The 14,333-nt window shown below is 71.4% G+C and carries 13 protein-coding genes; 5 read left to right on the top strand and 8 right to left on the bottom strand.

Annotated elements, in window-relative coordinates:
* Nucleotides 1-72: 72 nt before the first annotated feature.
* Nucleotides 73-297 carry a hypothetical protein gene (locus FDP22_RS17770; protein WP_138575894.1) on the top strand — a complete coding sequence of 75 codons (225 nt, stop codon included), beginning with the start codon at nucleotides 73-75 and terminating at the stop codon, nucleotides 295-297.
* A gap of 1,127 nt (nucleotides 298-1,424) precedes the next feature.
* Here the strand turns inward: FDP22_RS17770 and preA are convergent.
* From preA to hslO, 6 genes are all read right to left on the bottom strand, one after another.
* Nucleotides 1,425-2,726 (bottom strand): NAD-dependent dihydropyrimidine dehydrogenase subunit PreA, encoded by a 1,302-nt coding sequence (gene preA / locus FDP22_RS17780; protein ID WP_138575893.1) that lies wholly within the window; start codon nucleotides 2,724-2,726, stop codon nucleotides 1,425-1,427.
* Between the two features lie 236 nt (nucleotides 2,727-2,962).
* A complete protein-coding gene (locus FDP22_RS17785) occupies nucleotides 2,963-4,291 on the bottom strand; it encodes an NAD(P)-dependent oxidoreductase (protein WP_138575892.1) in 1,329 nt (442 codons plus the stop codon).
* 552 nt (nucleotides 4,292-4,843) lie between these two features.
* On the bottom strand, nucleotides 4,844-5,071 hold the full coding sequence (locus tag FDP22_RS17790) for a DUF1150 family protein (protein ID WP_138575891.1): 228 nt from the start codon (nucleotides 5,069-5,071) through the stop codon (nucleotides 4,844-4,846).
* Between the two features lie 15 nt (nucleotides 5,072-5,086).
* Nucleotides 5,087-5,503 (bottom strand): Hsp20 family protein, encoded by a 417-nt coding sequence (locus tag FDP22_RS17795; protein ID WP_138575890.1) that lies wholly within the window; start codon nucleotides 5,501-5,503, stop codon nucleotides 5,087-5,089.
* Nucleotides 5,504-5,628: 125 nt separating this feature from the next.
* The gene (gene catB, locus FDP22_RS17800; protein ID WP_138575889.1) at nucleotides 5,629-6,297 is read right to left on the bottom strand and encodes a type B chloramphenicol O-acetyltransferase; all 669 of its coding nucleotides are present in this window, start codon (nucleotides 6,295-6,297) and stop codon (nucleotides 5,629-5,631) included.
* Between the two features lie 55 nt (nucleotides 6,298-6,352).
* Nucleotides 6,353-7,336, bottom strand: a complete 984-nt coding sequence (gene hslO, locus FDP22_RS17805; protein ID WP_138575888.1) for an Hsp33 family molecular chaperone HslO — start codon at nucleotides 7,334-7,336, stop codon at nucleotides 6,353-6,355.
* A gap of 249 nt (nucleotides 7,337-7,585) precedes the next feature.
* On the opposite strand from hslO, the gene FDP22_RS17810 reads away from it, so the two are divergent.
* Nucleotides 7,586-8,038: an NUDIX hydrolase gene (locus FDP22_RS17810; protein WP_138575887.1), complete on the top strand. Its 453-nt coding sequence runs from the start codon at nucleotides 7,586-7,588 to the stop codon at nucleotides 8,036-8,038.
* A 536-nt stretch (nucleotides 8,039-8,574) separates the two neighbouring features.
* On the opposite strand, the gene FDP22_RS17815 is transcribed toward FDP22_RS17810, so the two are convergent.
* Nucleotides 8,575-10,104: a tetratricopeptide repeat protein gene (locus FDP22_RS17815; RefSeq protein WP_138575886.1), complete on the bottom strand. Its 1,530-nt coding sequence runs from the start codon at nucleotides 10,102-10,104 to the stop codon at nucleotides 8,575-8,577.
* Nucleotides 10,105-10,244: 140 nt separating this feature from the next.
* Between FDP22_RS17815 and FDP22_RS17820 the strand changes: the two genes are divergently transcribed.
* The 3 genes from FDP22_RS17820 to FDP22_RS17830 all read left to right on the top strand — a co-directional run bounded on the left by FDP22_RS17820 (nucleotide 10,245) and on the right by FDP22_RS17830 (nucleotide 13,620).
* Entirely contained in the window at nucleotides 10,245-11,999 is a 1,755-nt protein-coding gene (locus FDP22_RS17820; protein ID WP_138575885.1) for an ABC transporter ATP-binding protein, read from the top strand.
* 753 nt (nucleotides 12,000-12,752) lie between these two features.
* Nucleotides 12,753-13,217: a phasin family protein gene (locus FDP22_RS17825; protein ID WP_138575884.1), complete on the top strand. Its 465-nt coding sequence runs from the start codon at nucleotides 12,753-12,755 to the stop codon at nucleotides 13,215-13,217.
* A 64-nt stretch (nucleotides 13,218-13,281) separates the two neighbouring features.
* Entirely contained in the window at nucleotides 13,282-13,620 is a 339-nt protein-coding gene (locus tag FDP22_RS17830; protein ID WP_138575883.1) for a tRNA-binding protein, read from the top strand.
* 180 nt (nucleotides 13,621-13,800) lie between these two features.
* On the opposite strand, the gene FDP22_RS17835 is transcribed toward FDP22_RS17830, so the two are convergent.
* Nucleotides 13,801-14,295 carry an RNA pyrophosphohydrolase gene (locus tag FDP22_RS17835; RefSeq protein WP_138575882.1) on the bottom strand — a complete coding sequence of 165 codons (495 nt, stop codon included), beginning with the start codon at nucleotides 14,293-14,295 and terminating at the stop codon, nucleotides 13,801-13,803.
* Nucleotides 14,296-14,333: the final 38 nt, after the last annotated feature.

A 14,333-nucleotide genomic window follows, 5' to 3' on the forward strand; every position in this document is an offset into this window, starting at 1 on the left:
ATCGCAGGGTTTGACTTGGCCCGCGCGAGGGCCCAGACTCCGGGCACAAAACCAAGAACCGGAGGAAACATCATGACCCATCCAAAGACCGCATCGGCGGCGCAATGGGTGCATGCCGACCCGTCGGAAGCGGGTCGCCACCCGCTCGATGAGATCGGCGACAGCCACCAGGGCGATGCCGCCCGGGTTCGCGCGCTGCACCTGCGCGACGACGGGTCCCTGGGCCCGCGCCGCTCCAGCCTGTTCCGGGCCCGCCCGGAGGCGCACACGCCGGGGTTCACGCCGAAACGCAACTGACATCCGGCGGGCCGGCCCTCACCGGCCCCGCCACCGATCAGCGCGCGCGCCCCGGCCCTCCGGGGCGCGTGTTTCGTCTGGCGCGGTGGGCCTCCCTGTCAGGCGGATGCCCTCCGCAGCGGCGCCACCGCATCGTCCCGCCGTTGCCCCGCTCTCCGCGCCACCTTCCTTCGGGGAGAAACGCCCACCTCGCCGAGGGGGCTCCGCCCCCGCAGCTCGGCGGTCGTGGCGAAGGCCGCGGCCTCCGCCAGCCAGGCGTCACCCGGGCGCATCAAGCGCGCCGCCTCCGGTGCCTGCGGGGTCCGGGTCACCCGGGCGGAGGGCACCGCTCACGATGTCGAACACAATCCCTCGGCGAGCCCCCCGCATTCCCCCGGCCTGCACCCTGCACCGCGCGCGACGCTGGACGGCGCAGGACCAGCGGTCCTGTGCCACGACCCGCGAGCTGCGGGGGCCGCAGGCCTCCTCGGCGAGCGGGGCGTTTTCCGCGGCATGGCGGCCGGGCTGCACCGGGAGCGAAGCAGAAGGAAAGGGGCAGCAATGTGCGGCACGTGGCACGGTTGGCATGGTGGGGCGCCGGCACGGTCCGGGCGAACCGGCGACTCGCAGGACGCAGGACGCAGCACGCAGCACGCAGTACGCAGCACGCAGCACGCAGCACGCAGCACGCAGCACGCAGCACGCAGCACGCAGCACGCAGCACGCAGCACGCAGCACGCAGCACGCAGCACGCAGCACGCAGCACGCAGCACGCAGCACGCAGCACGCAGCACGCAGCACGCAGCACGCAGCACGCAGCACGCAGCACGCAGCACGCAGCACGCAGCACGCAGCGAAGTATGGTCGGGTATCGCCGGTGGAGACGCAAGGTATGTGGCGCGCGCAACGGGGCGCGGGCCCGGAGCGGTGTGCGGCGTCAGGTGGAGTTCTCGGGCCGGGGGTCCGGCGACCCCCGGCGCCTACGCGGACACGTCAGAGGCTTTGCCGGTTCCGGCGGCGTTTCCCTCGGAGGCCCTGCCCGCCGCGTGGCGCGCAGGGGTGCGGACACCGGGCCCTGGGCAGCGAAAATGTTCGCGGTGGCGCCGCGGCCGGGGCGGGTCCCCCGGCCGCGCGCCCCTCTGCCCGGTTCATTCCGCGGCGACGCGCCCCGGGTTGTTGGGGTGCATCGTCCAGTTCGCGTAGGTGTCTTCAACGATGCGGCCGGTGCGCGGGTCGGTCTCGCCCGCCTGCATCGGCACCATGTCGATGCAGCCCTCCACCGGGCAGACGTTGACGCAGAGGTTGCAGGCCACGCATTCGTCGTCCTTCACCTCGAACACCCGGTCCGGCGACATGGCGATCGCCTGGTGCGAGGTGTCCTCGCAGGCGGCAAAGCAGCGGCCGCAGGAGATGCACAGGTCCTGGTTGATCTTCGCCTTCGCCACGTAGTTGAGGTTGAGGTACTGCCAGTCCGTCACGTTGGGCACCGCGCGGCCGATGATGTCGTCGAGGCGGGCGTGGCCCTTCTCGTCCATCCAGGCCTCCAGCCCGGCGATCATCTCCTGCACCACCTTGAAGCCGTAGGTCATCGCCGCGGTGCACACCTGCACATTGCCGCAGCCCAGCGCGATGAACTCCGCCGCGTCGCGCCAGGTCGTCACCCCGCCGATGCCGGAGATCGGCATGCCGCGGGTCTCCGCGTCACGGGCGATCTCGGCCACCATGTTGAGGGCGATTGGCTTTACCGCCGGGCCGCAGTAGCCGCCGTGGCTGCCCTTGCCGTCGATCGAGGGCTCGGGGGAGAAGCTGTCGAGGTTCACCGAGGTGATCGAGGAGACGGTGTTGATCAGGCTCACCGCGTCGGCGCCGCCGGCCTTTGCCGCGCGGGCGGGGTAGCGGATGTCGGTGATGTTGGGGGTGAGCTTCACGATCACCGGCATGCGGGTGGCCTGCTTGCACCAGCGCGCCACCATCTCGATGTACTCGGGCACCTGGCCCACGGCCGAGCCCATGCCGCGCTCGGACATGCCGTGGGGGCAGCCGAAGTTCAGCTCGATCCCGTCCGCTCCCGTGGCCTCCACCAGCGGGATGATGCCCTTCCAGCTCTCCTCGTCGCAGGGCACCATGAGCGAGACGATCACCGCACGGTCCGGGTAGTCGCGCTTCACCGAGGTGATCTCGCGCAGGTTCACCTCCAGCGGGCGGTCGGTGATCAGCTCGATGTTGTTGAGCCCCAGCAGCCGCCGGTCCGCCCCCCAGATCGCGCCGTAGCGCGGGCCGTTCACGTTCACCACATGGGGGTCCAGGCCGAGGGTCTTCCAGACCACCCCGCCCCAGCCGGCCTCGAAGGCGCGGCGGACGTTGTATTCCTTGTCCGTCGGCGGCGCGGAAGCCAGCCAGAACGGGTTCGGCGACTTGATGCCGAGGAAATTGCCGCGGATGTCTGCCATCTTGGTGGTCTCCTCTCAGGCGCGCGGGCGGGAGGACATCTCCCGCGGGGCGATCCGGCCCGCGCGCACGCAGGCACCAGGGGTCTGCACTGTCTCGCGCGCCGCGCGCCCGGACTGCGGGCTGGCGCGGCGCGGCTCCGGCGCCGCAGAGCGGCGCGCGGCGGGTCTGATGCGGGGCGCGCCGCAAAGGGCGGCACGCGGCGCGGCCGCCTGCGCCGGGGTGGCCGGGTGCGCACTCATGACAGCGCCCGGTGAATGCTCTCGGCCGCGTCGCGCCCCTCGGCCACCGCGGTCACGGTGAGGTCGTCTCCGCCGGTGGCGCAGTCTCCCCCGGCCCAGACCTTGTCGAGCCCGGTGAAGCCTTCGGCATCCACCCGGATCTTGCCGCGCTCCAGCCGGAGGCCCTCGGGCACCGCGCCCAGTGTCTGGCCGATGGCACGGAACACCTGGTCGGCGGGGATGCAGAAGGTCTCGCCGGTGCCGGTGAGCCCCTCCGGCCCGTCCTCGGTGTATTCGAATTCCACCTCGCGCACCGCGCCGTTGCCCAGCACGGCCACGGGCCGGGCGTTGAAGCGCAGGGTGACGCCCTTCTGCGCCGCGAGCTCCTGCTCGTAGCCGCTGGCGGACATGCGGTCCTGGCCGCGGCGGTAGACGATGGTCACCGTCTCCGCGCCCAGCAGCTTCGACTGCACGGCCGCGTCCACCGCCGTCATGCCGCCGCCCAGAACCACGACGTTGCGGCCCACGGGCAGCGTGGCGAGGTCCTCGGCCTGGCGCAGCTCGGCGATGAAGTCCACTGCGTCGGCCACGCCGTCGCGCCCGGCGCCGTCCACATCCAGCGCGTTCACGCCGGAGAGGCCGAGCCCGAGGAACACCGCGTCGAACTCCGCCCTCAGGCCATCGAGCGACAGGTCCGCCCCCAGGTGCCGCCCGGTTTCCAGCGTGATGCCGCCGATGGCGAGCAGCCAGTCCAGCTCTGCCTGGGCGAAATCCTGCGTGCTCTTGTAGGCGGCGATGCCGTATTCGTTCAGCCCGCCGCCCTTGGCGCGCGCGTCGTAGAGGGTGACCGCGTGGCCCTTCATCGCCAGCCGGTGCGCGCAGGCGAGCCCCGCCGGCCCGGCACCGACCACGGCGACGCGCCGGCCCGTGGGTGCTGCGCGGGTGAAGGGGTGGCTGCCCGCGGCCATCATCGCGTCGGTCGCGAAGCGCTGCAGCCGGCCGATCTCCACCGGGCGGCTCTCCGCGGTCTCGCGCACGCAGGCCTGTTCGCACAGGGTCTCCGTGGGGCAGACCCGGGCGCACATGCCGCCGAGGATGTTCTGTGACAAGATGGTCTTCGCCGCGGCCTTCGGCTGTTCCGTCGCGATCTGGCGAATGAACAGCGGGATGTCGATGGAGGTGGGACAGGCCGTCACGCAGGGCGCGTCATGGCAGAAGTAGCAGCGGTCCGCCGCCACCAGCGCCTCATGCGGCGTGAGCGGGGCATGAAGGTCGGAGAAATGCGCCGCAAGCGTTTCTCCGTCGAGCCGTCCCGGCTGGAGGCCGGGCATGCGCTGGGTTGCCATCAACAATCTCCCTGTAGGGGCCGCGTCGGGTGCCTGCGCAGAATGTTGACCCAATGGTCAAATTCTCGCAAGCGGAATTTTCGGACAGGATGAAAATCCCTGCCCTCTGACCGGGCAGCCCCCGAGGGCGCACGCCCGTGAAAGCGGCAATGCCCCTGAGACGATCTCCGGGGCATCGGCGCACAGAAAGCCTCCGCCCCCGGACAAGCGAGCGGCAGGGCCCAAGTGGCCCACGCGGCCTGTCACGTATCCGCGCCTAGCCGACGGCGCAGGCGCGGGCGCCGCATCCGCGCAGGCGGGCAGTCAGCGTGCTCGGATGATGGAGGAAGTGGCCAGCGCCGCGCCGTGCGCGGTCCCGCTTCGGAGCGAAACGTCCGGCATCAGGCGCTCTTGCGGCGCCGTCGCCCGCCGGGCGCACTGAAACCGCGCGACCTGCCGGTCGGTCAGCCGGGGCGATGGAGGTGGTACGGGAGGCTGGAGCGCGCCGGACAAGGCTGTCGCACGGCTGCGCGGGGCCCCCTCCCCGCCCGGTGGCGGAGAGGGGGGCTGGCGTCAGTGGACGCTTACCGGCGTGTAGTCATTCTGTCGGGCGACGGCGAAGGCCATCTTGCGATCGCCGACAAGGGCGAGCGGCTCGCCATCCTCACCGTGGATGGCGTAGAGATCGGTGACACCCTCGGGCACCTCGATCTGCGGCGGCAGGTCCCGGCTGTGCACCCGGCGCACGTAGGCGAGCGGCAGGGCCAGGTGGGTCTTGGTCAGGTTCTCGGCGTTATTCATGGGAATGCTCCTTCCTCACCGGTCTCTGGTGATCTCGATCCTGCGCACCACGCTTTCAGGGGCGTGACGCACCAGATCCACATGCAACAGCCCGCAATCGAGCCGGGCCGTGGCAACCTCCACCCCTTCGGCCAGCACGAAGGCGCGCTGGAACTGGCGGGTGGCAATGCCACGATGCAGGAAAACACGCCCCTCCGAGTCGTCGGTATTGCGACCGCGGATGACGAGCTGGTTGTCCTCGATGGTCACCGAGAGATCTTCCTCACGGAAGCCAGCGACGGCCAGGGTGATGCGATAGATGCCTTCCCCGGACTGCTCGATATTGTAGGGCGGATAGCCCTCGTTACCGGATTTGGCAGTGCGCTCGACCAGCCTGTCGAGCTGTTCAAACCCCAGCAGGTAGGGGTGGGAGGCAAAGGATACCCTGGTCATGCTCTAGCCCTTCTTGCAAAGCGACTTGCCGGCGGGCCCCGTTACGGCGACCGCGCCTGCCTGAAGAATATGGGAACAGGAAGACCTTAACACAAGACCTTGCTCCCCGCCCCGGGGAGCGGCACTCAGCTCCGCGCGGCGCGCCAGCGGGCGTGGAGGCCGGCCACGTCGCCCGAGCACAGGAGCGGCATCGCGGCGGCGAGCGCGTCCGGCTCCCAGTCCCACCAACGCATCTCGAGCAGCAGCGCCACCTCCGCCTCGGGGAAGCGGCTGCGCAGCGGGCGGGCCGGGTTTCCGGCCACCACCTGGTAGGGGGCGACATCGCGGGTCACCACCGCGCGGGCGCCGATCACCGCGCCGTCGCCGATGCGCAGCCCGGGCAGGATCATCGCCTCCGCCCCGATCCAGACATCGTTGCCCACCACCGTGTCACCGGCCGGCAGGTAGCCGTCCGCCGCGCCGGCGAAGGCCGGTTCCTCCGCCATGTAGTGGAAGGGAAAGCTCGACACCCAGTCCGCCCGGTGGCCCTGGTTGCCCGCCATCACGAAACAGGCGCCGGTGCCGATCGAGCAGAAGCTGCCGACGATCAGCCGGTCCGCAGCATCCGGCCCGGGCGAGAGGTAGCGGGCGCAATCGTCGAAGGAATGGCCGTGGTAGTAGCCGGAATAGTAGCTGTAGCGGCCCACGCGGATGTTCGGGTTGGTCACCTGTTCGCTCAACAGGCGGCCGGCGAAGGGGCTCTCGAAGGCATTGCCCCCGCCGGGCGGCACGGGCGGTCTCGCGGCGTCGCTCATGCGGGCCTCCCTGCCCCGTCGGCCGCGCCGCCGGGTGCGGCGGCGCGGGATGCGCTCAGCGGTCGGCCTCGAAGCCGAGCTTGCGGGGGTCGAACTCGTAATGCGCGCCGCAGAACTGGCAATCGGCGGTGAGGTTGCCCTCCTCCGTCGTCATGTGGCCGATGTCGCGGGCCGAGTATTGCGCCATGGCGCCCACCACCTTCTCCGCCGAGCAGGTGCAGCCGAAGCGCACCGCCTGGGCGTCGAACACCCGCGGCACCTCCTCGTGGAACAGCCGCACGAGGAGCTGGTCCGGCGAGACGAGCGGGCCGACCAGCTCATGCGTCTCCGCCGTGTCGAGCAGGTAGTTCACCCGGGCCCAGTTCTCGCCCTCCTCGCCGGAAACGATGTCGGCCGCGGCCAGGAGACCGTCCTCGCCGCTGGGCAGGTCGCGCACATGGGGCGAGGCCTTGGGCATGTGCTGGAGCATCACCCCCCCGGCGCGCCAGTGCAGCCCGGAGCCGGGCACCCCCGCCTGCGCCACCGACAGCAGGAAGCGCGTGGCGATCTGCTCGGACTGGGCGAAATACGTCTCCGCGCAGGCCCCGAGCGAGGCGCCGGAGAGCGGCGTCAGCCCCTGGTAGGGCGTGGTGCCGCGCCCCTGGTCGATGAGCATGCCGAACACGCCCTGCCCCAGCAGCGGGAAGGCATCGGGGGTGCGCTCGGGCAGCTGATCGGCGTCGAAGCTGGCATAGGCGCGCACCAGGGCCGGCTCGCCCTCGGCGGCGGGGGCGAAATAATCGGTGGCGATGAGCCGGATCGGCCCCTCGCCGCGCACCTGCAGCGACAGGCGCCAGCGCAGCTTCATCGTCTGGCCGATGAGCGCGGTGAGCAGGCAGGCCTCCGCCACGAGGTCGGCCACCGGCGCCGGGTAGGCATGCTGGTCGAGGATGGTGTCGAGCACCCCGTCGAGACGCGCGACGCGCCCGCGGATGTCGGCACGGTCGAGCTGGAAGGGCAGGATCATGTCGTCCCACGCGATCTGGGCTGCGGTTGCCATGAAAATCTCCCTACGGCTGACTGCGCGAAACGTCCCACATAATAGCCCCGGCGCCCGGCGCAAGGTCAATTCACGATCCCGCCCCGGCAGCCATGCCCCGCGACGCGCCCGCCTGCCGGCCCGGGCAAGCCCGCCCCCGCCCGTGGCGCGCCGCGCCGGCGGGGGCGCGGGCGCGCCGGAATCCGGCTGACAGCCCGGCGCCGCTTCGCTATCGCAGGGGGGCGAGGAAACCGAAGGGGAGACCGCCAGATGCTGCGCAGATTCGGAGAGCCGGTGGAGCCGGGCCGCCGCTACACCACCCGGCCGGGCGCCTATGCCATCATTCTCGGGCCGCGCGGCCTGCTGGCCACCGAGACGCATGTGCCCGAGTACGAGATCCAGCTTCCCGGCGGTGGCATCGACCCCGGCGAGAGCCCGCTCCGCGCCCTGCACCGCGAGGCGCTGGAGGAAACCGGCTGGCGCGTGGCCCCGCGGCGGCGGCTGGGCGCCTACCAGCGCTACACCTACATGCCCGAATACGACCTCTGGGCCCGCAAGCTGTGCCACATCTACCTCTGCGCCGCGGTGCGCCGGCACGGGCCGCCGCGCGAGGCGGACCACCTGCCGATGTGGCTGGACCCGCGTGACGCCGCCGACCGGCTCACCAATTCCGGCGACCGCTGGTTCCTGAACGCCCTGCTGGCCGCCACCGCCCGCGGCTGACACGCACTGCCCGCGGCTGACACCACCACCCGCACCGCCACAGGCCGGGTTGCGTCTGCCCTGCGCGGCCGCAGGCCCGGTCGCGCAGGGCGCGCGCTCAGGACGGGTTGCGCCTGGCACGCGCCGCCGCTGGCCAAGTTGCGTCTGACACGCGCGGCCACACTTCCGGTCGCGTCTGACACGCGCAACTGCGGGCCGGGGGGCGTACGACACGCGCAGCCGCAGGCCGGGTCGCGGCGGGCGAACCGCGGCACTGGCCGCCCGCTCGGCGGGAGGGACATCTCCGGCCCGGTCCGCTGCGGACAGCGCGGGGAGACAGGCCCTTGCATGCGGTTTCGTTGCGGGAAAGCGGATGCGCCTTTCAGGGCGATCCATCGGCCTGCACGCGGCCGTTCGGGAGGGCCGATCGGAACGGACGGGCCGGGGCCGCGATGGAGGCCGCGTCGGGCACCGTGCCGAGGGGGGCCGGGTTACATGGCAGGCGGGCTTAAGAGCAGGCCGGATTCAGGGCGGGCCGGCATCGCAGCGGGCGGGCGTCAGGGCAGGCCGGCCCGGCGCAGGCCCTCGGCGAAATGGTCACGGTCGGCGGGGTCCTGGTCCGGCACCACGCTCAGCCAGTTTGCCACCGTGAAGCGCGGGAAGGCGGCGCGGATGCGCCAGGCCTCGCGTTCGGCGGCCTCGCGCTGGCCGAGATGCGCGTAGGCGGCGGCGAGGATGCGCCGGCCCTGCGTCGGATCCTGCATGCGCAGCACGGTGCGCACCGCCTCCTGGTACCGGCGCAGGGTGAAGAAGGCCCCGGCCTGCAGCCACAGGTAGAGGTCGGGAAACCACGGGTTGAGCTGCATCGCGCGCTCCAGCATCTCCAGCGCCTCCGACGCGCGGCCCGAATGGGCGAAGGCGTCGGCGGCGTCGGCCAGCATATCCGCGTCATTGGGGTTCAGCCGCAGCGCCTCCTCGTAGGCGGCCACGCAGAGCGCGTGCTCCCTGCGGTAGAGCCGGGCGAAGCCGATCTCGCCATGGGCGCGGGCGTCGCGCGGCTCCGCGTCCACCGCGCGCTGCGCGAAGGCCAGCGCGCGCTGCAGGGTGCGGTCGGGATGGGTGGTCCAGCCGTGCCGCCAGCGCAGGTTCTCGCAGCGCGACAGCAGCGACAGGGCGCGCGCATAGCCCGGCTCCAGCGCCAGCGCCACGTTGCACATCTGCTCCGCCTCCGCGACGGCGTTCACCGAGGGCACGTGCAGCAGCGCCTGGGCGCTCAGCACCAGCTCCGTGGCGCGCAGGTCTCCCGGCGGCGGGGTGAGCGCCTGCTGGGCATACTCGCGCTCCGAGATGCCCAGCGCGGTGGCGGAGGTGATCCGGTCCGCGACATCCTCGGCCACGCCGAAGAGATCGTCGGAGGGGCGCTGGAACCGCTCGGCCCAGATCGCCCGTCCCGAGGCGCTCTCGGTCAGCGCCACGTCGAGCCGCATCATCCCCGCGCGCTCGGACAGCGACCCGGAGATCACGAAGCGCACGTTCATCCGCTGGCCGATCTCGAAGGGCGGCAGCAGCGTGTCGCGCCACACCCGCGAGGTGCCGCGCGACATCACCGAAAGCTCGGAGAACCGCGTGAGCCCCATGTTCACGTCATCGGACATGCCGCGCGCCTGCAGCCGCATCCGCCGGTCTCCGGAGGGCGAGCGGAAGGGCAGCACCGCGAGGGTGAAGGGCGCGGCCAGGGCGCGCTTCACCGGCTGGGCGTAGAGCGCCTCGCGCCGGGGATGCAGGATCCACAGGTCCTCCGGCGGGCTGGTCGGGCCCGGCGGGTGCAGGCCGAAGTATTCCAGGCCGAAGCGCGTGTCCGGGCCCAGCGCCTCGCGGGCACCGCCGGTCACCCGGATCTCGGCAGCTTCCTTGGCCAGCACCTGCAGCTCGCGCAGGCGCTGCTCGCCGATGGGCGGATCGAGCGCCAGCACGCCGGCGCGCGGCAGGTCCTCCAGCTCCGGCATCTCCTCCGGGCCCGAAAAGCGCAGCACTTTCCGCGTGCCGCCGGTTTCCACCAGGATCAGCCCGATCCCTCCGAGTGCCATGCCCTTCCCGCCCCCGCCTGCGCTGACGGCTTGCAAGTGCCGCCGTGGCGTGCAGTTTGGCATGGCGCGCGGCGCATGATAAGTCCCTGCCTCCGCGGGGCACCGACCATCGTGCCGCCGCACCATGAGGAGAATACCCGATGCACAGTGCCGACGCGGACGGCCTGACCCTCGCCCAGGGTTACGGGCGGTTGTGGCGCACCTATGTGCGCCGACACTGGCGCTCGCTGCTGGTGGCCGGCCTGATGACGCTGATCTACGCGGTGACCACGGCGCTGATGGTGCGGGCCACCGCCTGGCTGGTGGATGCCTTCGACGCGCGCGACGCCGGGGCGCTGGCCTGGGCGCCGGCGGTGATCCTGGCCATCACCCTGCCCCGCGGCGCGGCCCTCTACGCGCAGAAGACCCTCAACATCCGCACCATGACCACCATCGAGGCCGACCTGCAGAAGGCGATGTACGGCGCCCTGCTCAGCGCCGATCTCGCGCGCATGCAGCAGGAACCGCCCGCCTCGCTGGGCGCGCGCTTCACCGCCGACATCGGCCTGGTGCGCGAGGTGATGGACCGGGGCGTGAACACGGTGGCCGCCGTGGCCACCATCATCGGCGCCTTCACCCAGATGCTGCTCATCGACTGGGTGCTGACCCTGGGGACCATGGCGATCTTCCTGCTGGCGATGACCCCGATCAACACCATCGGCGCCCGGCTGAAGCGGCTCAGCCGGCAGGCGCAGGCCCAGATCGGCCAGATGACCGCGAAGGTGAACGAGGGCCTGGGCGGCGCCCGCCTCGCCAAGACCTACCGGCTGGAGAGCTACCTCGCCGAAACCGCGAACGAGAGCTTCGACAGCCTGCGCGGCCTCAAGGTGAAGATGATGGACCAGCAGGCCCGGGTGGAGCCGATGATGGAGGCGTTCGGCGGTCTCGCGCTTGCCGGGCTGGTGCTGTTCGTGGGCACGCGCATCGCCAACGGCACCAATTCCATCGGGGATTTCTCCGGCTTCCTGGCCGGGCTGGCCATCGCCTCGCAGCCGATGCGCAAGATCGGGGCGATCTTCACCCTCGCCAGCCAGGGCCTCGCCGCGCTCAGCCGGATCTACGCCCTGCTCGACGTGCAGAACACCGTGGTGGACCGGCCCGACGCCAGGCCGCTGCCCCGGGTGAGCGGCGCGCTGAGCTTCCGCGACGTGCATTTCGCCTATCCCGACGGCTCCATGGCCCTGCGCGGCATCGACCTCGACATCCCGGCGGGGCAGACGGTGGCGCTGGTCGGGCGCTCGGGTGCCGGCAAGTCCACGGTGTTCAACCTCATCCCGCGGCTCTACGACGCCACCTCCGGCAGCGTGACCCTCGACGGCCACGACCTGCGCGAGGTCACCCTCGCCTCGCTGCGCGACCAGGTGGCGCTGGTGAGCCAGGATTCGGTGCTGCTCACCGACACGATCGCGGCGAACATCGGCTTCGGCCGCCCCGGCGCCAGCCGCGCGGAGATCGAGGACGCCGCCCGCGACGCCGCCGCGCACGAGTTCATCTCGCGGCTGCCGAACGGGTTCGACACCCGGCTGGGCGAGGAGGGCGGCAGCTTCTCCGGCGGCGAGCGCCAGCGCCTGGCCATCGCCCGTGCCATCCTGCGCGACGCGCCCGTGCTGCTGCTCGACGAGCCCACCTCCGCCCTCGACGCCGAGAGCGAGGCGGCCATCCGCGGCGCGCTGAAGCGGCTCACCGCCGGGCGCACCACGCTGGTCATCGCGCACCGGCTGTCGACCATCCTCGACAGCGACCTGATCTGCGCGATGGACCAGGGCCGCATCGTGGAACGCGGCACCCATGCCGAACTGCTGGAGCGCAACGGGCTCTACGCCGATCTCTACCGGCTGCAGTTCGGCAAGGGCTGACCGGGGAAGGTGCGCCGGGGGCGAGGCCCCTGCCTGCCTGCCTTCCCTCCCGCCCCTGCCCCGGCGGCACCGGGCCCTCACATGCGCCAGAGCGCCCGACCGCTGCCCGCACCGCCCGCCGCCTGTGGCACGCCGGAAGGGGCCGGGATCCGTTGCGCACCCGGCCCTCCTGCAGGGCCCAGGCACCGGGGCGCCGCAGGATCGCGCTGCGCTCCCGTAACCGCCCTCCGCTGCCCGCGTCCACCCTCCGCGTCCGCCCTCCGCCCTCCGCCTCCCGTGTCCGCCTTCCCCTGCCCCAGTCCACCCCGCCCGTGTCCAGCCTCCGCTGCCTGCGTCCGCCCTCTGCTGCCCGCGTCACACTCCGGGCAGGTCGTCCCCCCCACACGGGCGCCTCCGCTCCGCCTGCCCGCGATGCGACAACGGCCGGGCGCCTGAGGCGGAGGCGCCCCGGCGTCCCGTCCCCGTGCCTCCACAGCGCCACGGAGCCACGCCCTGTGCGGCGGCCCGGGGGCATGGCCGCGGCGCTGATCCGGGCGCTCCGATCTGGCGGGGCCGGCGTGGCGCGGCCCGGTGCCCCGGCGGGCTGAAGGCTGCGGCGGCCGCGGCCGCGCGGGCGCTTACGGCCTCGCGTGGGGCATCGCGGGGGGTGCGGGAACCGAGGCGTTTTGTGCGCTGCAACAAAAACCCCTTGAATACCGCATTGCAGCACACCAGATTGATCGTCGGAGAGAATCAACCACGAGGAGAGCTCATATGTTCGACAAGAACCTGTTTCCGTTCGACACAGAGAAGATGATGGAAATGTTCAAAACCCCGGATTTCAGCAAGATGATGTCTGACATGAAATTCCCTGCGGTGAGCCCGGAAGAGCTTATGGCCACCCAGAAGAAGAACATGGACGCGCTCGTGGAGGCCAACAAGGCTGCCGCCGCCGGCTACCAGGATCTGTTCAAGAAGCAGGTCGCGATCTTCGAGGAGACGATGTCCGAGGCCCAGAAGCAGATGAAGGGGTTCGACGCGTCCAAGCTCTCCCCCGAGTCCGCCGCCGCCCAGACCGAGCTCACCAAGGCCGCGGTCCAGAAGGCGCTCGCCAACATGAAGATGCTGGCCGAGACCGCCCAGAAGGCCAATGCCGACGCCTACACGATCGTGTCCGCACGCATCAAGGAATCGGTCGCCGAGCTGCAGGACATGGCGTCCAAGCTGCAGAAGAAGTGATCCACTCTCCGCTTGCCCCGGCCCCGGGCAGGCGGTTTAGTCCTCCCCGTCACGAGGAGGACAGATGGATCAGATCAGCTTTGACGATTTCCTGAAGGTCGATATACGCGTCGGCACGATCACTCGTGCCGAGCCCTACCCCGAGGCGCGCAAGCCCGCCATCAAGCTCTGGATCGACTTCGGAGACGAGATCGGCGAGCGGCGCAGCTCGGCCCAGATCACCGTGCATTACGACCCCGACACCCTGCCCGGACGGCAGGTGCTGGCGGTGGTGAACTTCCCGCCCCGGCAGATCGGCCGCTTCCTTTCGGAAGTGCTGGTGCTCGGGGTGCCGGACCGCAACGGCGACATCGTCCTGCTCAGCCCCGAACGCGACGTGCCCACCGGCGGGCGCATGCACTGACACGCGCGCCCGGCGCACGGTCGGGCCGCCCTGCCGGGGCTCGCGGCGTCATGGGTCCGCCAGGGCCCGACCTCCGAGCCCGATCCTCGTGCTGGCCGCCGTGCCCGGCCCGGAGAGAGCAAAAAGGGCGCGGCACCCCTGCGGCGCCGCGCCCTTTGCCTTGCCCGGCCTGTCGGGGCCTCAGCCCACGAGTTCGCGGAATTCCTCGATCACCCGGCGGTAGGTGTCGCGCTTGAAGGGAACGATCTTCTCCAGCAGCACCCCGGGCTCCAGCCAGGTCCAGCGGTTGAACTCCGGGTGTTCGGTGGCGATGTCGATGTCGTGGTCGGTGCCCAGGAAGCGCAGCAGGAACCAGCGCTGCTTCTGGCCGCGATAGCGCCCCTTCCACAGTTTCGGCACCAGGTGATGCGGCAGGTCGTAGGGAATCCAGTCCCGGGTCTCGGCGAGGATCTCGACCTTGTCGGACGTGATCCCGGTTTCCTCCCACAGCTCGCGCAGCGCGGCCTCCTGCGGGTCTTCCCCGTCATCCACGCCGCCCTGGGGCATCTGCCAGGCGGGGGTCGGGTTGTCGATGCGCTGACCGGCGAAGATGCGGCCATCCCGGCTGACGATCATCAGGCCCACGCAGGGCCTGTAGGGCAGTTCGGCGATCTGTTCTGCGGTGAGGTGAGGCATCGGCGATCCTTCCGGGGCAAGCAATTCGGCCTGCGGAG

It is taken from the genome of Paroceanicella profunda (assembly GCF_005887635.2).
Taxonomy (GTDB): domain Bacteria; phylum Pseudomonadota; class Alphaproteobacteria; order Rhodobacterales; family Rhodobacteraceae; genus Paroceanicella; species Paroceanicella profunda.